Source organism: Microbispora sp. NBC_01389 (assembly GCF_045040095.1).
In the GTDB taxonomy this organism is placed as follows: Bacteria; Actinomycetota; Actinomycetes; order Streptosporangiales; family Streptosporangiaceae; genus Microbispora.
In genome coordinates this window covers 1067194-1087571 of the sequence record NZ_CP109552.1, presented here as the reverse complement: position 1 = coordinate 1087571, position 20378 = coordinate 1067194, and the positions used below count along the sequence as shown (strand labels likewise).

Below are 20378 nucleotides of genomic sequence, written 5' to 3'. Positions count from 1 at the left end.
GCTGCGGCGGCCCCATTCACGCTGTTCGTCTGGTCAGTCACTCGCCGCTGACGCACATCAGGTCCGGCTCCCGTGAAGGACAGGGGGGAGCCGGGCTCGGGCACGAGAGGCGGTGGTCGAAACGATCGGAGTCGCCGCGGTGGCAGAAGAACGTCCCGGAAACGAAACAGGCGCCTGCCGGAGACAGGCGCCTGTGCCGAAGATTTGGTGAGTGCCCCCGGCAGGATTCGAACCTGCGGCACCCGCTTTAGGAGAGCGCGGCCCGAGTTGCCTGAGCACCTACTCTGAGCTGGCGAAATGTTCCGCTGGAGTCTCGTCAGGTACATGATCATCCCGCACCTATCCCGCGTCGCGATCGGTACCCCGTCTCCCAATGTGCCATTGGGCTGTTCTCTGAGCGATCTCGTAGCCCTCGCTTGTAACAGTCAATCGGCAAAGAAGTATAAGAAGACGATGCAAAAGATCACCCTTCGCGCTTCGATATGCCCTCGAGAGGAAACCCAATGGGTTGGTTCAGCGATTGGTTCTCAGGTCGCTCTGCGCCAGGGTCACGACGGTCTGCTTCGGCTCCGCGTACCCGTATACACATGAAGATCGACCCATACGCGCAGCTAACGCGCGAGGAAGAGCAGATGGTGGCTCGCGCCGAGGCCAACATTCAGCGCCGCCGAGCCGCCGATGCCGCCTCTCTCGTAGACGGGAGCCACTACACCGAGTTGATTCCTCTCCTCGATCAGTACCGAACGCAGAAACGAGATGATGACGCACTAGCCCTGCTCGCACGGATCTTCCCCGCGGTCGAAGCGCAGGCCCGGATACTTGGAGACTCCCCTATGCCTGGATACTACGAGCGCGCGGCGATCATCTACCGCCGGAAGAAGGACTATGCCGCCGAAGTGGCGATCCTTGAGCGATACGCCACACTTTGCCCGCCTGGCTTCGTCCACGAAGGGTTCGCTACACGCTTGGACAAGGCCCGCAAGCTACTCTCAGGCCAGCGGTGAAGCGACCGGGCTCTATTTGGCTGGGCGGCCGGTCTTGCCAGGCCAGCATGGCGTGGCACTCGCTCCGGGTGGAGCGGTTGGTCGGACGCTCCCTATCGCGCCGACCGTGCTGGCGAACGCTCGCCGTGGAAGTATCGAGTCACAGGTCCTGAACCTCCCAGGCGCGGAGCCCTTCATAAGCGAAACCCAGATAGCATGAGACCCGCTGATGGAGGGAGCGTCGATGATGGCCTGCCACGCCTGGGACATAGAACACTTGCAGGCCTTCTACCTCGATCCATCCCGCCTGAGGACTGGAGTAGTTGGTCACACGCCCCTCCACCCGCTCTAGGCAAGCGGCGTTCATGAAGAACCGGCGCTCGGGGTTCCACACGCCGAGCCGGGACTGGTGTACGAGACGGCTGACACCACATCCCGAGCCGAACCATTCAATGCTCTTAGTTCGGTCCGTGCGATACTGGGCCCGATGACGGCACTCCTCCTTGAGTCTCTCCGCTTCCTCCCGTGCCAGCCGAGAGTCGGAGTCCAGGTATTTCAGAGTGTTTACTACGTAGAGGTAGTACGTCGCCTCCAGGGATGGATTGATGCTGCGCCACAAACTGATCTGCTCAATCAGCTCATCGATGTCAGGCGGCGGGGAAAGGAATCGGGCGGCCTGTATCCACAACCGCATCGTGCGATCGTCGCCAGCGCCTTCACGCAAGTTGTCGCGCAGGAGGCGCTCAATGCGCCGTATGTCTTTCGGCTTGATATCGTGCCAACGGCGTTCTTGCTTGCGCAAGTATGTCCACACGAGCTGCCGTCGGATCGATGGATGGTCGACGCCGGGCCGTTCCAGCAAGACATGGTACGCCCGAAGGGCTTCCTCGTGATTGCCATAAAGCGCTTCCAGCTTGGCCCGACAGTCGAGCTCATACCGGCTCGGCTCCTCGCCTAGATGCAGTTGGCGCACTTGGGCGAGCAGGTCTTCGACCAGCTCCAATGCGTTATCGACCAGATTGTAGCCAGTGATGGTTAAGATAGGACCGCTCCGCTGCCCCTGTCGCTGGCGCGCGTAGTCGGCTAGCCTGAGCAGCATCTGTACCTCGCTGATGTACCCGTGCTCATTATCGCTGCGCAACCGACGGGCTTCGGCGAATGACTCACTCGCTTCCTGAGCGGCCTCGACCACTTTCTCCAAATTCACCTGATCGCGCAGCAGCTCATACACCACCTGCCGGTGGATCATCCCGCTCATGTGATACAGCACCGAATCACGGTCGGACTGCGAGAGCGCCTTCAGGATACTCCGCTTGGCCTCCTTCAAGTCCCGCATCCGAAACGCCTGATAGCGTGCAAGATGGGCATGGAAGTGGGGCTCTTCGGGAAAGAGATCCGCAAGCGTTCGCAGAACACGCACGGCTGCGTTGGGTAATTTGATGTCCTCGATGATCTGCGCGAAGGACCTTGAACTCGCACGCTCTGTTCCTAGCAGCTCGCTACTGTCTCGGTAAATGAATATGCGTTGTATCAGGTCTAGCTCTCGGTCGCCAACGATCGAAGAGCCTTCTCGGCAGAGATGGGCGAATTCGATTGCTTTGTCAGGCAATCGAGTCTGCCAGTCCTCCTTGTTAGTTAGGTCGGCACCAAGCAAGTGACGGAGAATTTCTTCAGAAAACAAAGCGTGAGCCGGGCGCCATACACCAGGCTCCTGTTCCACGAGCAGGTCGAGCATAGGATCCTGCAGCTTCTTGGCAAAGTCGACTGGCTTCCACGCCGGCACCCCAAGGAGGTCGGCAAAGAGCTGAGCCGAGACTCCCTGCTGACCGTAGTAGTGAGCGAGCGCTATATAGCACAGAATGTCCTGCTCTGTTTGCTCGATCTTTTTGACCCGTGTGGCAACGTAATTCTCCAGACCTCTAAAGTCCTTGCCAAAAGCAGTCAGGCCAAAGTAGAACGGAACTCTTTCCCGTCGGCTGCGGCTCGCTGACAACAACTCCAGATCGCGACTTCGTTCTGGTCGAGCTTCTGTATAGACCTCCAAGAAGCGCTCAGCCTCGTCATCCGTGAGGAAGGCAGGTAGCTGCACTACACGCTCTGCCTCCTGGGTAACCGCGAAGCGACGCATAACTTGCAAGATAACCGCGTTTACCTGACGGCTACGAAGCGTGTCGTAAAGCTCGTCGAGCATGCGCTCTGGGACTCGGCTGCTGTCGGCGAGCAGCAGGACAGGCCTTTGTGCGGCATGCGCTAGCCGCATCAGCCGGTCGGCGTTCTCCTCGGCCCACTTGTTGATCGCCTGAACGGACGGATTGCCCTTCAACGTCGCGGAAGGGTAGAGCTCGTGCAGGTCCCAGACGACGCGTCGGGCTACTGTACTGCCCCCCGCGCCGGCCGTGTGGTAGAGGTTGATCCGCGTTGCCCGGCCGCCACGGTCCAGCTCGCGCTCGACGATGCTACGCAGCCTGCTCGCCCGGCTACGGTCGATGTCCACGCGCCTGCTCAGGGCGTACCAACTGATCTCCTCGCCTTTGAGGAACATCATCCTGTCATCTCCGACAGGCTCATATCCGGCATCCAGGTAGAGCACCTCCAGCTCCTCCTCGATCCAAGGAGCATCCACTGGATCGAGTGGGATGGGCGCACCCGAGACGCTCGGCAGTATGCGACTGGGAGGATTTTCAGCCGATGCGAGAGATAGTTGGGCAAGGCCAATGCAAAGCTGCTCCAAGGGAATTGCAATCAGCGGCGCCTCGAATTGGTCGGCGAGTCGACTATAGGCCGATATATCATCAGTAGCGACCACCAACTTCAGACTCTCACCCAGGGTCCCAGATGCGGCATCAAGGATCGAATTGATGATGAGAAGGTTCGCCGGATCATATCCCAGGACGACGCAAATGACTGGTGCAGGACGCAGCGCGGCTGTAAGTCTCGTGAGATGAGAACGAAGGCCGTGTGAATAGCGAGTGTTCCATTGCTTGTACGTCATCGAGTGGAGTGTGATCGAATTGCTCGACAGCCCTTTAGCGAAGATCCACTGCAGTGTGTTGTGGCCGCCGAGTACCATATCTGGATCATCTGGTGTCACGCGGTAAAGGCTTCGAGAGCCGACCAGCTTCTTCTCTACGACGCTTAGCAGACCATGCCACTCGCTCATCGGATCCAGATCAAGAACGGCGTGCCACGATGGAACACCTAGGCCCTGCAGGGAGCGAATGCGCTCTTTATCGAGAGGTGGCGCGACCAGCAGATATCGATAGTCGGATTTGAAGTGGTGGACCTCATCAAGGAAACGTTCCCACGAGGCCTCCATTTCGGCTTCGAGGCCGCGCACAGGTTCGACCTTTCCGGCCTCCATCCATGTGATGATGCGTCGCAAAGCATCCGCATCTGCCTCAGTGTTTCTGCTCCCCCTGCGGTAGTAAACGACCCCTTTGCGTAGCGCTTCCTTGCCGAACTCCTTGTTCGTTATAAAAGGGCCATGTCGACCATCGATAATGGTCAGTATGCCAAATACCTTACCTTCATGAACAACTGGCTCAAAATGGAACCTGGGAGCGGGATTGACTGCAGAGGCCACAATTTCCTGGAGTGTGGCATCATCCGGAACCCGGCTCATTCCAACAGGCTGAACCTTGCCGTTACCGAGCTCTTTGACCCCGAACACGATGCATGCATCGCCTTCCCGAGGCGTGTTGGCCATGCTGACTACGTCCTTCACCAGCGCGGCCTTACCGTAATCGGTGGCTATGTCGTAGGCCTCAAGCTTGAAGTCGAGAGTCTCGCCTTCCGGTCGGCGCAGCAACATCGACAGCTTCTCTGCGAGCAAATTTCCTCCCATCCGCTCTTATAGCACCTCGGGCAACGAAGTGGGCCTGGATTGAGGGAAAGATAATCGACCGAAGTATACCTAATGCGCCATAAAGGCACGTATTGTCCGATTCGACTGAATGGCAGAGATGGAACTGCAACCAGCTCTGCCCGGATATTCCGATCACGAGCCAGTGAACCTAATGAGAGCTGACGGGCCTGCTTCAGACAGACTCGAACCTGGTAGCCAACCGGCCGGTGAGCACTCAGCCTCGCACTGAGCAGTCCCCGCGTAGGACGGTTGCCGATAGCCTGACCTCCGGCGATTATGACAAGTGGGGAGAGCACGCGAGCATGTTCGAACGCGGGATGCGGGTGCGGCTCCGGGATCGATTGTGGGAGGTCGAAGGGGTCCGGGGAGGTGGCGCCGAAACCTTCTTAGATCTCCGTCGCGCCGACGACCGCCCCGGCCCGCGCCGCCTCACCGTGCTGGCCAAAGCCGAGCCCACCCTGAAGATGCAAACAGCGACCCGCCTCCGCTTCGAAGTGGGCAACCCGGTGCGGCTCGCCGAGTTGCACGACGCCCTCGCGCTCACTATGGCGCATGGAAGGGGCGACCTCCTCGCCGTTGAGCACGGACGCATCGATGTGGAGCCCTACCAGCTCGTCCCGGTCCTGGCGGGCTTACGTCACCCGAAAGCGCGGCTGCTGATCGCCGACGATGTCGGTCTTGGCAAGACCATCGAGGCCGGCCTCGTCTTGCTGGAGCTTGCCCGACGTGGCCGTGCGGACCGGGTCCTCATCGCCTGTCCGGCGGGATTGCAGGATCAGTGGGTCGACGAGATGCGGTTCCGCTTCAACCTGGACTTCTCCAAGGTCGACAGCAAGAAGTGGCTGGAGCTGCGCCGCGACAATCCCACCACGGTTAGCCCATGGACGGCCGTGCCGTACGCGGTCTCCTCGATTGACTATCTGAAGAACCACCTCACTGCGATTCAGGCCGCCCCACCGTTCGATGTGGTGATCATCGACGAGGCGCATCACGTGGCTCGTGCCTACGGGGGAGAGGGCCGTTCATCGGCCACGGACCGGAGCCGTCTTGCGCGCACACTTGCGGACCACAGCCGGGAACTGCTGCTGCTGTCCGCAACGCCGCACAATGGCTACCAGGAGTCGTTCGCCAGCCTCGTGCAACTGCTGTCCCCGCACCTAGCGACCGACGACGGCCGCCTTGACCCGGAGTTGGTCCGTCCCTACATCGTGCGTCGACTCAAGGACGACGTCGCCCGAGGCAACCCGCCGCAGCCGATCAGCCGCCGGCACCCACCGCAGCCGATCGAGGTCACTCCCACCGGCAGGGAGAAGGAGATCCATCAGCGGCTTCGTGGCCATAGCAAGCGCGTGCTGCGGGCGCTTCGCGGCAAGGATTCCTACTATGTTCAGGCGTTCGCCCTGGAAGTGCTGCGCAAGCGGGCGCTCTCCAGCCCGTATGCCCTGCGCCAGAGCCTGCGCCGCCGCGCACAGAGCATGGGCGTGCCTGCTATCGAGCACATAGGGCGCAGGCGGCGGGACGCGTTGCAGCAATATCGCGGCGATACGGTTCTTCCAGAGGTCGAGCTCGACACGGCCGAAGAGATCGCCCTCGAAGGCGTGGCAGCACACCTCCCGGAAGAGGACCTTCAGGAAGAGCGCCGTCTCGTCGCGACCCTCCTGCAGGTGGTCGAAGCGCTGACGCCGGGGGACGACAGCAAACTCACTCGGCTCCGCGGCTGGCTGGAGGGTTTTCGCGCGGGGCGTCGCGGTGAACGGGTCATCATCTTCACCGAGTATCGCGACACCCTGGACTATCTGGAGGCGAACCTCGGGCTCGGACCGGTGCTGCGTATCGACGGGCAGGTCTCGCTGGCGAAGCGGCGGGCGGTGCTTGAGCGATTCGCCGCCACCCCCGGCGCCATCCTCCTGGCCACCGACGCGGCGGGGGAGGGGCTCAACCTCCAGGACGCCTGCCACGTCGTGGTCCACTACGAGCTCCCATGGAACCCCAACCGCCTGGAGCAGCGCAACGGACGTGTCGACCGGTACGGCCAGCTCAATATTGTGGAGATCAGCTACCTCTACTTGAGTGACACTCGGGACGAGGAGATCCTGCAGCGATTGCGCCAGAAGCTCGCGGTGATCTCCAAGCAGCTCGGTTCCAGCAGCGACGTGCTCGGCATCGGCGGTCGCAACGAGATCATCGACGGCCTGCTTGAAGACCTCTCCGACCAGGAGCTAGAGGAGCGGCTCGAACGGGTCGCCCAGCAGGTGCGCGACTACCTGGAACGCACCGGTGCACTCGTCCTCATGCAGGGCATGCGCAATGAGAAGGAAGCGGAGGCGGACACCACTGCTGCTCGTGAGCAGGCGCACTGGCTGCTCCCGGACTTCGAGGAGTTCCGGCGGCTGGTCACCTCCGTGGTCCAGCAGAGCAGCGGCAGGGTATCCGGCACCGGAGACATGATCGAGATCAACCCCGGTCCGCTCCTCAGCCAGTACCCTCAGGTTTCGGCGGAGCCATTCCAGGCGACCTTCAGCCGTGCCGTGGCTCTTGACCCGGCCAACCGCGGGATCGCCTTCCTCACCCCGGTTCACCCCCTCGTCCGGGCAGTGCTCCAACGTGTCCGCACCCGGCTTTACGACGAGCAGGCCTCCGACCGGGTCGTGGTACGTCCAACCGCAGGAGACGAAGGATGGCTCTTCACCTTCGTCGGCAGGATCGTCTCTGACGAGCGGAGAATCCTGGAAGAGCCGCTCATCCCGGTCTTCGTCCCGCTGGCGGCCGACGGCGACCCTGCCGCGCCGAGCCAGGACGAAAAGCTCGACCTCCAACGGCTGCGACAGCGTGGTGTCTCCGGAAGGAGCGAGGCCGTGGAGAAGGCTCGGCGGAAGTTCTCGGCGGGCTTCGAGACCGCCACGGCGCTCGCCCAGCAGGAGGCGACCCGCCGGCTCATCCAGCGGGTGGTGCACGTCCGGAGGCAGCTCTCAGCGGAGGCCGATCGCCTCAAGGTCGACATGGACCGCTGGCATCAGGCCGAGCTCGCGGAGGCTGAGCGCAGGTTCGCCTCCAATTTCGGCGACATGGTGCAGTTCGGTCTCTTCGCCGATCTCGGCCACGGGGGATTCCACTCCCTAGAGGAGGCCAAGGCCATGGTCGATGCCGAGTTCGACCGCCGTCGTCAAGCGCTGTCCCGCGGATTCGCGGTCGCCGACGTGGACCCGGCCGAACCGGTGGGCTGCATCGTGTGTGTGGAGGCCTGAGCATGCTGAACATCACGGTCGCCGGCACGACCCTGTCCACCTACTACCTGTCTGATCCCGGCCTCTTCCTCCGTGAGCAGCGTGGCCGAATCGGGTCGGAGGACGCTGAAGCGGGCATCCGGCAGGCGCGACGGGAGCTCCGTCGCCTGGTCGCCGACATCGACGAGACCAGTACAACAGGCCAGACCCGCAAGCACATGCTCACCTGGCTCGGCTCGTTCGGCTGGCGGTTTCCCGCAACCCTTCCCGGAGTTGACGACCCGGTAATCGCGAGGGCAGAGGCGGAGACGGACGACCTGGTGTGGGTGCTGATTACGCCCCCGGGGCAGCATCTCGATGCCGCCCCCAGTGGACGGCGTGCGGGAAAGCTGCGCCCGCAGCGTCAGGCCGAGGTGTGCGCCCGTGAGGGGACATTGCCCGCCGTTCTGCTCAGCAACGGGTCCGAGCTGCGGGTGATTCGGCGTGACCCTGGGCTCGGAGGAGAGGCAAGTTATCTCGCCGTCGATCTCGCCGGGCTCGCGGAGTTAGGCGACGACCACGAGTGGCGGGTCTTGTGGGCGCTGCTCCGTCCCGAGGCCTTCATACCGGATGACAACGGGCAGTCACTGTGGGACAGGGTCGAGACGGCCAGCGCCGATGCCGCGACCTCGGTCAGCGAGAACTTGTCGGGAGGCGTGCGAAAGGCCCTGAGAGCCATCGCGAACGGTGCGCTCGCCGACTGGCGTAGCCGTGGCGAGCCGGTTCCGGCGCCTCGCGAACTCTTCGCCGACGCACTCAAGATCGCCTACCGGTTGCTGTTCGTCGCGTACGCGGAGGACCGAGGCCTGCTCCCAGTCGGGACCCCGGCCTACGATCAGGGGTACTCCCTGCGCGGTCTCCGCAAGCAGATCATTGACCCCGCCTCCGTGTGGACCCCCGACGGGGGATACCTGTGGAGCACCCTTCGTGCCCAGTGGGCCATGCTCCGCGACGGCGCCGAGGCCGGAGAGCTCCAGATCACGGCCTTCGACGGAGGGCTCTTCGACCCAGCGAAATGCCCCCTGCTCGACCACCCGGCCCTAACCGTCGGCGACGCCTTCGTCCGGGACGTCATCGACGCCCTTTCCTTCACCGAGCCGATCAAGAGCACCAAAGCAAACCAGATCATGGGACGCCGCCCCGTCAATTACCGGGAGCTCGGCGTTGAACAGCTCGGCAGCATCTACGAGGGCCTACTCTCCTTCGAGCCGCAGATCGCCGATGCGCCAAAGGTGCTCGCTCGGATCGGTCGCGGCCAGGCGGCCGTCTTCCAGGTCCTCGACGCCGATCGGCTCCCCGAGGGCGCCGAGACGCTGGAGGACTACGAGGCGGGCACCTTCTATCTCTTTGAGGCGACGGGGCAGCGGAAAGGATCCGGCTCCTACTACACCGCCCGCCCCCTGGCTCACTTTGTGGTCGGCGAGACGCTGCGTCCGCTCACCGAGAACGCCACCCCCGAGCAGATCCTCAATCTGCGGGTCTGCGACCCCGCGATGGGCTCCGGCGCGTTCCTGGTGCCCGCCGTGCACCGGCTCACCGAGGCGTACGGCGAGGCCCTGGCGCGCGAGGGCGAGCTCCTCGACCACAAGTTGGACGACACCCAGCGGGCCGCCTACCGACGTCTCATCGTCGAACGCTGCATCTACGGTGTCGATCTCAACCCGATGGCGGTGGAGCTGGCCAAGGTCTCCCTCTGGCTGGCCACGGCCGCCGCCGGCAAGCCGCTCTCCTTCCTCGACGCTCACCTGCGGTGCGGTAATGCCGTCGTCGGTGCGAGCTTTGACAGCTGGGAAGGCGTCCCAGCGCTGGCGCAGGGCGGACGCGAGGGAAAGGTGGGCGCCACGCCGGAGAACGACCTCCAGGGAACGCTGTTCGATATGCCGGAACCCGACCTTGCCATGGTGACTCGGGTACGGCGGAGCCTCGCCACGGACCCCTCAGACGACCGGCTCCAGATCCGGGCCAAGGAACAGCGCTTCACCCGCCTGCTGAAGGGCGATGACTTCACTCGACTCCGGGAGCTCGGAGATTGGTGGGTCGCCCCGTTCTTCGAGGAACGGCTCAGGGGTAACAGCGCCCAGTGGCGGAACGGCCGAAAGGACATCAAGGGAGGTAAGGAGCTATCTCCGCACCTGCAGGGGGTGACCCAGCGGATCCGGAAGCAGGTCCGGCCTTTTCACTGGGAGATCGAGTTTCCTGAGGTCTTCTTCGACAGCGAGGGCAGGAGGCGAGCCGACGCTGGCTTCGACGTTATGATCGGCAACCCTCCGTGGGAGGGCATCACATTCAAGGCCGCTGAGTTCTACGGCCGATTCGACCCTTCATATTCGCTCCTCAAGAAGAAGGAGGAAAAGGAGGCGCGGCAGGCGGAGCTCTACGAGCGTCCAGAGGTGAGGGCCGCGGCCGAGCAGGCCAATCTTCACCTGTCCGGGGTGAAGAATTTCATCGGGAAGTCCGGCGTCTATCGGATGCTGTACTCCCACGGGACAACGTTCAACTACTATCGGACCTTTCTGGAGCGGGAACTGGCCCTGCTCGCACCCAATGGTCGGATCGGGTTGGTCATTGATTCAGGAGTAGTATCCGACGCTGCTACCGCAGAGCACCGCAAAGAGCTGCTTGAGCGTAGTACCGTGGAGCAGTTCGTGCTCTGCGACAACGTCAATGGCATCTTTCCAATTCACCGCAGTGAGCAGTTCCTGCTCCTGGTCGCCAGGAAGGGAGGGGCAACGGACCCGCTGCCATTCACTAGTGGCGTCTCTCTGCTGGAGCACCTGCTAGACCTTGACCGTCGTACCCTGCTTATCCCGCGTGAGACCATCCAAGCTCTTGCCCCCGAGACCCTTGCTATCCCGGATACCCGTGATCGTGCTTTGCTTGATCTACTAACTACGATCTATAAGGACAAGCCGTACTTGCTGGACGACATGGTTTCGGGCAGGTGGCGGATCGACTGGGGACGAGAGCTTCATCTTGACGACGATCGCGCTGGTTTCGCTGAAGATGGTCTCGGCATGCCATTGCGTGACGGAAAAAATGTCCATCAATATGTACATAACTTTTCTGATCCCATTTACCATCTGAAGGAGGATGTGGGAGAGGGAATGTTGGTTAATCGAGCCAGAAAAAGGGCAAAGAAAAAGGATATTCATTCGCTCAAGCGCCCAGTTGGGGAACGGCCTCTATGTGAGGCGGAACTTCGCACCAACGTGCTCGAGATCCCCGCATACCAGTTCCGCCCGTGTCTCCGTCGCAAAGCTCGCGCCACAGATGAGCGCACGCTGATTTCTGCGATACTCCCCCCGCGAACTGCCTTGACGGAGATGCATTTCTTCTATCGATCGGAATTTGATTTCGCGGCAAACGGCTATCGCACCATACTTGGTTCTTCTGCTATGGCCTTCATCGTGGGACTATTGAACAGTATGGTTCTAGACTTTGTTGTAAGGCGCAAGATCTCGACTAACGTGAGTAAGTCGATCATGGCGACGGTTCCTATTGCCGACGTTCCGCTCGATCATGGATCAGGAGCTGAAATCGTACGGCTTTCCGCTCGGCTGACCTGTCGCGCGCCGGAGTTCGACGAGCTGGCCGAGGTGCTTGGCGTCGAGTGCACACCTCTGAGCAAGGCGGAGGAGCGGGAGCTACGGGCCGAGCTGGACGCTCGGGTGGCGCACCTCTATGGGCTATCGGCGGATCACTTGGAGCTGATCCTCGCTGACTTCAAGCAGAGCGCCGACAGCGAGGGCAGCCCGGTCCGTCCCGATAACGACTACAAGAACCTCGTCCGAAGGCATTTCGTCAGTCTGGCCCCTTGATGAGTCCTTCGTTCCGGGCTGATTTGTTGGTGACATAAGTTACATTGATCGTTCGGGAAGCCCTGTCATAGGGGTTTACCTGCATGGCGATCAGTTCGACGAAAGCCGATGGAGGCGCCCGGTATGAACCCGCTGGAGCTGGCCGAGCGGTTGCGTGACGACTACCGGCGCTTCACGTGGACCACCTATCCGATCGCGGACCCTAGCCTCAGGGCACAGTTCGACCGGTTGGTCGACGAGCAGGCGTTGCTGTGGCGCGGGCCGTACCTCTCGGTGCAGCCTCGGTTCCAGCTCGACGCGCCCCTTGGGGAGCTGGCCGGCCGGATCGGCCTCCCTGCCCAGATCGTCAGCGCCTTCCCGAGGGTCGAGCGGCTCTTCACTCACCAGGTCGCGGCCGTCACGCGGCTCCACCGGGGTCAGAACACCTTGGTGGCGACCGGCACCGGCTCCGGCAAGACCGAGGCGTTCCTGATCCCCGTCGTCGCGCACGCCTTCGCCAACCGTTATGCGCGCGGGGTGAAGGCCATCCTGCTCTACCCCATGAACGCGCTCGTCAACGACCAGCAGGATCGCGTCGCGGTGGCTTGCCAGGCGCTCGGCCTCAGCTATGGCGTCTACACCGGCGCCACCCCGCAGCATGAGCGCAATCGGCTTCAGGACAACCCGCCGGACATTCTGTTGACCAACTACTCCATGTTGGAGTACATCCTGACCCGGAGAGACGACCGGAAGCTCTTCGGCGACGGCGTCTTGCGCTACCTGGTCCTCGACGAGGTGCACACCTACCAGGGCGCGCTGGGCACAGAGATCGCGGGGCTTGTCCGCCGCCTGCGCGGGCACGTCGATGCTTCCGGCCTGGTCTGTGTCGGGCTTTCCGCGACCGTCAGCGCCGGGGGCGACCACGAGGCGGACCTGCGGAGGACGGCTGACTTCGCGACCCGGCTCTTCGCTTCTGCCTTCGATGTGGATGCGATCGTCGAGGAGACGGCGGTCCCGCATCCCATCCCCGACCTTGGCACTATCGGAACCGCTCCCAATCGCCAACTGCTCCGGGAGGCGCTCGCCGACGGCGGTGACGTGGCTCGGCTACGGGAGATCCTCGGGGATCCGGAGCGGAGCCCGGTCTTGGACTTCCTTCGTGCCGAGTTGTCCGAGCCGCGGACGATTGCCGAGTTGGTCGAGGCGTTCGCCAAACTGCCGCACCGTTCGGGTGCGGACCTCGCTGCGCTGCACGACGAGGTTGCGGGCTGGCTGCTGCTCGGCGCGGGGACGCACTCGCTCGCCGGACCTCCCGTCCTCGAGGCCAAGGTCCACCTGTTCCTGCGCGGGCTGCCCAACCCTGTGCGGTGCACGGGAGAAGGGGAACATCTGCTGCTCGACGGGGCGACCACCTGCTCTGCCTGCGATGCCAAGGCCACCACTGCCCTCGGGGTATGTCTCGGGTGCGGCCAGGACTACGATCTTGAGAGTGACGATCCGGAAGGGGCCCCGGTCCGGTACGTCGCGCGCCGCCTGATCACAGACGACCCGATGGAGGAGCCCAGTCCGCGTAGCCGGACCTGGTACCCGGACTGCCGGTGCACCGTCTGCGGCGCGAGCGCCGGCGGTCCCATCTGTCTCGGCTGTGGAGCCGCGACCCGTGCGGTGTTCGTAGCGGTAGCCGACCCAGGGCGTCCCTTGACCCGATGCCCCGTGTGCGGCTATGGCCGACCGAACGGCGGAGCCGTCCAGGGGTTCACCGCCCGGACCGCTGCGGCCGTCACCGCGGCGGCGTTCAGCCTGCACACCGGCCTGGCCGAGCAGAGCGAAGACGACATGCTGCGGCGGCTCTTGGTGTTCGCCGACTCCCGTCAGGACACGGCCTTCCAGGCCGGATATACGCGTGACAGGTCCCGCGCTGTACGGGTCCGCCGCATGATCGTGGAGAGCGTTCGCGCCCGTGTGAACGCCGGCCAGCCGTCGCCGAGCTTCAACGGCCTGGTGCAGGACGTCTTCCGGCGCGGCCAGGAAACCGGACTCTACGCCGACCCGGCCGGAGCCGACGCCCGCCAGCGCGCCCTGCGGGTTTGTGAATGGGACGTGCTCGGGGAGATCGCCAGCAATGAGCGACGGCCGCCGTCGTTGGAACGGCTCGGTGTCATCACCATCGGTTACCCCGCTCTGGAACGTCTCTCTGAGATTGACCTGGGACCGCTCATCAAGCTGCTGGGCCCGGACACCTCCGCCATCAAGTGGATGCTCGCCCGGGTCCTCGATCTGGTCAGGACCCGGGGAGGAGTGGGACACGAACTGCTCCGCACCCGCCTGGACGCGAAGATCGAGGCCGAACTAATAGAGGCGGGGGCGACCCTGCACGGGGCCGGTGCGGTCACCGGCCTCGGCGAGACCGCGGTCAAGCCGCCGGGATCCGACATCCTGAGCCTGGGATACAAGGGCTCCGCCGTACGCATCCTCAAGCTCGCCTTCCCGGCGCTCCTCGGCGGCGACGACCAGGAACGGGCCATGCGCGCCGCAGTGGAGCTGCTCGCCCGTCACGGCCTGCTCACCGACACCCACGTGGGAACTGGCAGGGCGAAGGTCCTGCTGCGCCAGGTGGCGCCGCAGGAGATCGAAATCCGCAATCCCGGCGAGGTCCTCTACCGCTGCCGAGCCTGTCGAGTGGTGCATCCCGGCCCGTCGCCGCGGAACCGCTGCACCACCTTCAACTGCAAGGGGAAGCCGGAACCCTGGCACGGCGACGACTCCGACCATGAGCGACTGCTGGTCAACGCTGTCGCGCCTCTGGTGGTGAAGGCGGAGGAGCACTCCGGTCAGGTGCCGCTGGAGCGGCGCGAGCAGATCGAAGAGCAGTTCAAGAACGGGGACCTTAACCTGCTCGTCTGCACGATGACCTTGGAACTGGGAGTTGACCTCGGGCAGCTTCTCGCTGTGATCCTGCGCAACGTCCCCCCGAGGCCGAGCAACTACGCCCAGCGTGCCGGGCGCGCCGGTCGCCGCGAGGAACGTGTCGCGCTGATCGTCACGTTCGCGGGCGGGATGCCGCACGACAGCTACTACTACGCGCGTCCGGTCGAGATGATCAGAGGTGCCATCCGCCCGCCTGCCTTCCTGCTGGACAACCAACGTGTCATCACCCGGCACGCCCGGGCCATGGCTCTGGAGCTCTGCAGTGAAGACCTCCCCATCTGGATGCAGGACCTGGTCACTACCGATCACGCGGGTACCCTGCAAGGAGTCGAGCAAGTCCAGGGCGCCCTCACCCGAGACGCCGCGGAGATCGCCGCCCGCGTCCACAGCACTTTCCGGCTCGGGCTGCGAGACGATGAGCTGCCATGGCTGACGGAGGAGTGGGCCAGATCCGTCGTCGACTCATGGGTCGCCGACCTCGATAAGGCGGTCGAGCCGTACCGGATCCGGCAGAAGACCCTGCTAGAGGAGTGGACGCAGGCAACCAGCCGCGCCGGCCACAAGGACGCGGCCAGGGCGGTCATGAGCATCAGTGCCAGCCTGGAGGCGATGCGCCGGACGGACAGGACCCGTGCCTACGTGCTGTCCTACCTCGGCAACGTGGGATTCCTGCCGTCCTACGCGTTCCCCACAGACACCACGTCCCTGTCGCTGGAGCGGGAGGCGACCGAGCTCGCACAGGATTCGGTCCAGGCGCTCAAGGACTATGCCCCTGGACAGCTCGTGTACGCCAGGGGCGCCAAGTGGCTGGTCGACCAGGTGGACTTCCATCGTGCCAACCTCGTCAACTCGGAAGGGGTCGGCGCTCTCGAATTCGTCAACCTCTGCGCCCGTTGTGACACGGTGAACGCCCCTACCGACGCCCACTGCCTGTCGTGCAACAGTGACGACCTGAATCCTCAACTCAGCGTTCCCATGCGCGCGATGCGGGCCGTCCGCCGTCAGCGCATCACCGCCGACGAGGAGCATCGCGCACGCTCACCGTTCGACGTCAGCCACCACCTCGGCGCTCCCAACACCGCTGAGACCTGGCTCTTCGAGCGGCCCGGACTGGTGCTCCATTGGGAGCGAGGCGCAGACCTGACCATTCTCAACCGCGGCCGGCTGGCCAAGGACCACCGGGACAGCGAGCGCTTCATCATCTGCACCGGCTGCGGCCTCTGGTTCGACGCCATCCCTGGGCCCAGGCCCACTCAGGCTCAGAAGAACCGGATCAAGTTGCATGATGCGATGTGCCAGAATCAGCGCCTGGAGCCGAGTGTCCTCCAGGTCGACCGGCGTGTCGACTGCCTGCAGATCCTGCCCGACCTGGAAGAGCTCGATATCCCACAGAATCGGCTGGAGGAGTTCCTCGCGAGCATCCGCGCCGCCCTCGACCTAGGCTGCCGCGTGATCCTCCAGGCGGGGGAGGACGAGGTCGCCGGGTTCGACTGGCCCCGGCCGGATCCGGAGAGCGACGATGCCTCGCTGCGCCTCGCGGTCCTCTATGAGGAGGTGCCGGGCGGCGCCGGATACCTCCGTCAGCTCGCCGAGCGCTTCGGTGAAGTGGCGCAGGTGCTCGTCCCTGTCCTTGACGGCTGCTCGTGTGAGCGGTCCTGCTACGCCTGCCTGCGCTCGTACGGTAATCAACTGGAAGAGGACCTCCTGGATCGACGTGTGGCCGCGGACTTCCTCCGGCACTTCGCCGGTGCTCCTGACGTTTCCGGCCGCCGGGTCCCTACTTACTCGGATGTCTTCGTCGGGCGTCCGCGTTCGGCCATTGAGCGGCGGCTGGCCATCGCGCTCATGACCGCCGGCGTTCCCCGGGGGCATGCGCAGTATGAGTGGGGCGATCGCGGTTCGACCGACGGCAACCCCCGTCCCGTCACGGTCGCCGATTTCGCCTGGCCGGACCAGCGGGTCGCTGTGTTCTGCGACGGGTGGAAGCACCATCATTCGGCGGAGCGTCAGGCCGCCGACCGAGCCAAGCGAAGTGCGATGGAAGCAGCAGGCTGGACTGTCCTGTCGTTCTGGGGAGGCGAGATCGTACGCGACGCGCAACGATGTGCGACAGCGATCGCCGCGCATCTTGTAAAGGAATGATGAGTGTCGTGGCGCAGGCGGGTCGTCCTTTGCTCAGTAACGATTCCATCGGTGCGATCGCGGACATTGCGCGCTCCACTGGTGACGCGGAACGTGCGTTCGCTGCGGTTGGCATCAAATTGGAGAGGAGACCGGCCACTCAGCACGAGGGAAGGCTGATCGTTCCTAGTACGCCGAGCCACGTGTCGCGGACGCTTCGCAACCTCGATCTCGGCGACCCGCAGGTGGTGAGCGCCGTGTTGCGCGCGACCGCGGCACTGGCTGAAATCTACGAATTGGCGCCTTCAGCGAACAAGAGCCGACTGGTACGGCTTCGCCACTGCCTGGCCGCCGACGGGTTTCCGCTGGATTCGATCGGCGACCCGTTGGCCGCGATCCGCGCACTCGGCGCGGTTGCCGGAGCCGTCCTCCTCGACGCGTCGGCGATACGCGTCGAGCTGGCGCGTCTGGAACGGTCGCTGGACGACGATCCCAGCCTGGCGATCGGTAAGGCCAAGAACTTGATCGAGGCCACGGCCAAGGCAGTCCTGGCACAGAAAGGACAGCCCGTCGGAAGCAATCTGATCGTGCCGACGCTGGTCAAGGGCGCGATGGAGGCGCTCGGTGTGCACCCAAATCAGGCGGACGCCGTGAAGTCGCCTCTGATCCGCGTCATTTTGGATGACCTACAGGATATCGCGCTTAAAATCGGCACCTTGCGAAACAAGGCGGGCGACGGTCACGGCGGCTTGACCGCCGTGACCGGCATCGAGGCCAGAGACAGCCGCCTCGCTGTACGCGCCGCTATCGCCTGGTGCGCGTACATGCTCGACTCGCTCGGTGAGACCACTGGGCCGCTGCCAGCCGGTCATTCCGACGGCTCGGACTGAGCGGTCTGCTGGACGAATTCTTCTCGGAGGTCGGCGAGTAGCTTCACGCCGTTCTCGGTGTCGGCATACCAGAACTCCCAGCCGTTGCGATTCTGCACGCCGGGCACGGCGCGCGCAGCCTCAGTGGGCGTATCGAACGTCTCACCATCGAGTTCGATCCTGCCCTCTGAGGTGACAACTGCTGTCGCCTCCGTTCCACGCTGCAAGTCCACGAGGGTGGTGCCGACATCCAGGAGGCCGATGTCGATGAGATCGGAGAGCCTGACCCCGAAGGCGAGATGGGGGGAAGGGGGGCTGCCGGGAGTGGGGTAGTCGGGCTGGTAGGACTGGTCTCTGAGCAGGTTGAATGCGTCTTTAGTGACCTGGGCCATCAGCTGTCGGCGTGCCGCGAGGAATGAGGGATAGTCCAGCTCGTGCCACTGCTTCGGAAGGGCGTGCAGGTAGGTGTGCTTCGCCAGCTCGGCAGGGGGCAGGTTCGCTTCGGAGGTCTCATCCGGCCAGTACTCGGCGGGCGCCTTGTCGGAGATGGCGATATTGGTGAACCACTCGACTAGTGCCATATTGGCGATCTGATTGATCTTGCTGGTCTCTGTGATCTTGAGTGTGTTGCGAAGATACTTGCGGGGGAACAGATGGTGCCGTTCGATTCCCTTCCTCGCGATGACGGCGGGATCCAGCCGGGCACGGACCCGTACATGGGACAGGAGTGCGGGAGCGTCGTGGATGTTGAGTGCCGCGATGTACGCCATCAGCGCGGGTGACTTCGCCGCCGATGTCGCCAGGCCATTGGGCAGCGTGATGCTCCAGAAGTCGCCGGTCAGCGTGTCGTTGATCAGGCTGTCTAGCGCATCACAGAATCCCTGAGCGTCTCCCTGCGGGATGGCGTTCAAGATGGTGAAGTCGCGCTCGGCCTGGCTTTCGAATGCGCCCGAGTAGCGGCTGGTGGTGTGCGTCATGAAGAACCACCGTGCGATGACCTCGCGAAGCCGGGGGAGCGGCACGGCATAGTGGACCTTGCCGAAGAGCCACATTGCGTAGGTGAACAGGATCACGTTGTCACTGGTGATCATCTTGCTGCTGCGGAACCCGGCCCGCTCCAGGCAGAGAAGAAATTCGTGCCAGTGAGTGAGATCGAGGACGTGGGCCTGCGCCTCTTCGAGCTTGGCGAACTGGGCCTCTCTGATCTGCGGGGAGGCGTCTCCCGACTCCAGGTCCCGGCCGCGGAGCAGGGTGTAGACGTTTTTCAGAACTGCACGTCGGAAAGCGAGAGCGACGGTGACGCGGAGAAGCTGCGGTGGCTGTGGCTGAAGGTACCAGTTGAAGGGGGAAGCGGTGTTCAGCTTGGGAGTCTTGGCCTCCCGGCAGAAGTCTTCGAGCTCGCGGCGGCCCTTCTCCCAGAACACGCTCATCAGTGTGAGGATGAAGTCGGCCTGGTTCAGGGTCACGCCCTCGCTGTTGATGCGTACGAAGATCTCAGCCACCCGCTCCTCGTCGACCGCGCGCGTCAGCTCCATCACCTTGAATGGGTAGCTGTTCAGGTCTCGCAGCCGGTCGAGGACATCGGCCAGGCGGTCCCGCTCCACCTGATCGACTTCACGCCTAGCGCTCAAACGGTTGAGGAAGTCCCGGACGGACTGACGGAAGTTGCCCGGAGCCCACAGGACGCTGATGTCTGGGATGAACTCGGGGTCCTTCTCGATCGCCGCGTCGGTGACCGCGAATGTCTCGTCCGCAGGACGAAAGGCGATGCGGATCCGGGTCTTGGAGTAGTCCTCGCGGAGGACCTCTGTGCCCTTCATGACGGCGTACAGCGAGGTCAATCGCTGCTGTCCATCGACGATCAGGTAGCGCGGGACGACGGTGCCGGTGCCGATCTGCCGTGCCCCCGGATCGGCGTCGGTCTCCCAAAACAGCAGGAAGCCGACAGGGAACCCCTTGTACATCGAGTCGAAGAGCGAGCGGACCTTGGTGGCCTGCCAGACGAAGGGCCGTTGGATGTCAGGTAGTGCGATATCTCCGCGCTCTATGGCCTCCATCAGATGACCTACCGAGTAGCCGGAGTCGCTGAAGAGCATCGTGGTCATGATCACCTGCAACTCGAAGGGGGTAGCTGATCTTTAACCTTAATTCAGGAGTTCAAGGCCGTCCCTCGGTTTTTTAGTCTCGATCTTTCGCGATCTCCGTTGGGCCGGCTGAGTTGCGCTGGAAGTTAATTTCCCGTTGAGGCCAGCGCGGGCACCCTGCTGTCGCACCGGGTGGGCGGGGTTCCAAGCCCCGTAGGGCTCCCCATATCAACGCAGGTCATCCGATGGCAAGGCCCGACGAAGGAGGGCCGCGGCAGCCGATCGCCCCGACCACGTCTGATGAGACCCCGAAGTGTGCGATCGCCACGGTGTTAAGTACGGCTTCTGCCGGCCTTTCGGGCTCGCGGACGGTGCGTGCCCGGACCGGCCGAAGAGCCGCAGCCGGGCACGCTTGCCGACCAGCGCGCCCGGCGGGCCGCGCAGCGGGCCGCTTTAATAGCGAGAAGA

7 protein-coding genes and 1 tRNA gene are annotated in these 20378 nt (G+C 63.7%); 5 read left to right on the top strand and 3 right to left on the bottom strand.

Annotated elements, in window-relative coordinates; genetic code table 11:
* Positions 1–212 precede the first annotated feature (212 nt).
* Positions 213–294: transfer RNA gene (locus tag OG344_RS04935), tRNA-Arg, on the bottom strand.
* 293 nt (positions 295–587) lie between these two features.
* Between OG344_RS04935 and OG344_RS04930 the strand changes: the two genes are divergently transcribed.
* Complete coding sequence (locus tag OG344_RS04930; protein ID WP_405087162.1) at positions 588–1004, top strand: hypothetical protein; 417 nt, start codon at positions 588–590, stop codon at positions 1002–1004.
* 139 nt (positions 1005–1143) lie between these two features.
* Here the strand turns inward: OG344_RS04930 and OG344_RS04925 are convergent, their stop codons facing one another.
* Entirely contained in the window at positions 1144–4815 is a 3672-nt protein-coding gene (locus OG344_RS04925; protein WP_405087161.1) for an RNA-binding domain-containing protein, read from the bottom strand.
* Positions 4816–5150: 335 nt separating this feature from the next.
* Between OG344_RS04925 and OG344_RS04920 the strand changes: the two genes are divergently transcribed.
* The 4 genes from OG344_RS04920 (at position 5151) to OG344_RS04905 (ending at position 17847) form a co-directional block, all read left to right on the top strand.
* Complete coding sequence (locus OG344_RS04920) at positions 5151–8093, top strand: helicase-related protein (RefSeq protein ID WP_405087160.1); 2943 nt, start codon at positions 5151–5153, stop codon at positions 8091–8093.
* Positions 8094–8095: 2 nt separating this feature from the next.
* A complete protein-coding gene (locus OG344_RS04915) occupies positions 8096–11929 on the top strand; it encodes an Eco57I restriction-modification methylase domain-containing protein (protein ID WP_405087159.1) in 3834 nt (1277 codons plus the stop codon).
* 123 nt (positions 11930–12052) lie between these two features.
* Positions 12053–16978 (top strand): DEAD/DEAH box helicase, encoded by a 4926-nt coding sequence (locus OG344_RS04910; protein WP_405087158.1) that lies wholly within the window; start codon positions 12053–12055, stop codon positions 16976–16978.
* Positions 16975–17847 (top strand): abortive infection family protein, encoded by an 873-nt coding sequence (locus tag OG344_RS04905; RefSeq protein ID WP_405087157.1) that lies wholly within the window; start codon positions 16975–16977, stop codon positions 17845–17847. The genes OG344_RS04910 and OG344_RS04905 overlap by 4 nt, the downstream gene beginning before the upstream one ends.
* Here OG344_RS04905 and OG344_RS04900 read toward each other — a convergent pair.
* Positions 17826–19931 (bottom strand): DUF262 domain-containing protein, encoded by a 2106-nt coding sequence (locus tag OG344_RS04900; RefSeq protein WP_405087156.1) that lies wholly within the window; start codon positions 19929–19931, stop codon positions 17826–17828. The genes OG344_RS04905 and OG344_RS04900 overlap by 22 nt on opposite strands.
* Between the last annotated feature and the right edge of the window lie 447 nt (positions 19932–20378).

What these genes read in the sequence shown, in the direction of transcription:
- OG344_RS04930 (WP_405087162.1), top strand. Translation starts at nt 588, where the DNA reads ATGAAGATCGACCCATACGCGCAGCTAACGCGCGAGGAAGAGCAGATG.
- OG344_RS04920 (WP_405087160.1), top strand. Translation starts at nt 5,151, where the DNA reads ATGTTCGAACGCGGGATGCGGGTGCGGCTCCGGGATCGATTGTGGGAG.
- OG344_RS04915 (WP_405087159.1), top strand. Translation starts at nt 8,096, where the DNA reads ATGCTGAACATCACGGTCGCCGGCACGACCCTGTCCACCTACTACCTG.
- OG344_RS04910 (WP_405087158.1), top strand. Translation starts at nt 12,053, where the DNA reads ATGAACCCGCTGGAGCTGGCCGAGCGGTTGCGTGACGACTACCGGCGC.
- OG344_RS04905 (WP_405087157.1), top strand. Translation starts at nt 16,975, where the DNA reads ATGATGAGTGTCGTGGCGCAGGCGGGTCGTCCTTTGCTCAGTAACGAT.
- OG344_RS04900 (WP_405087156.1), bottom strand. Translation starts at nt 19,931, where the DNA reads ATGACCACGATGCTCTTCAGCGACTCCGGCTACTCGGTAGGTCATCTG.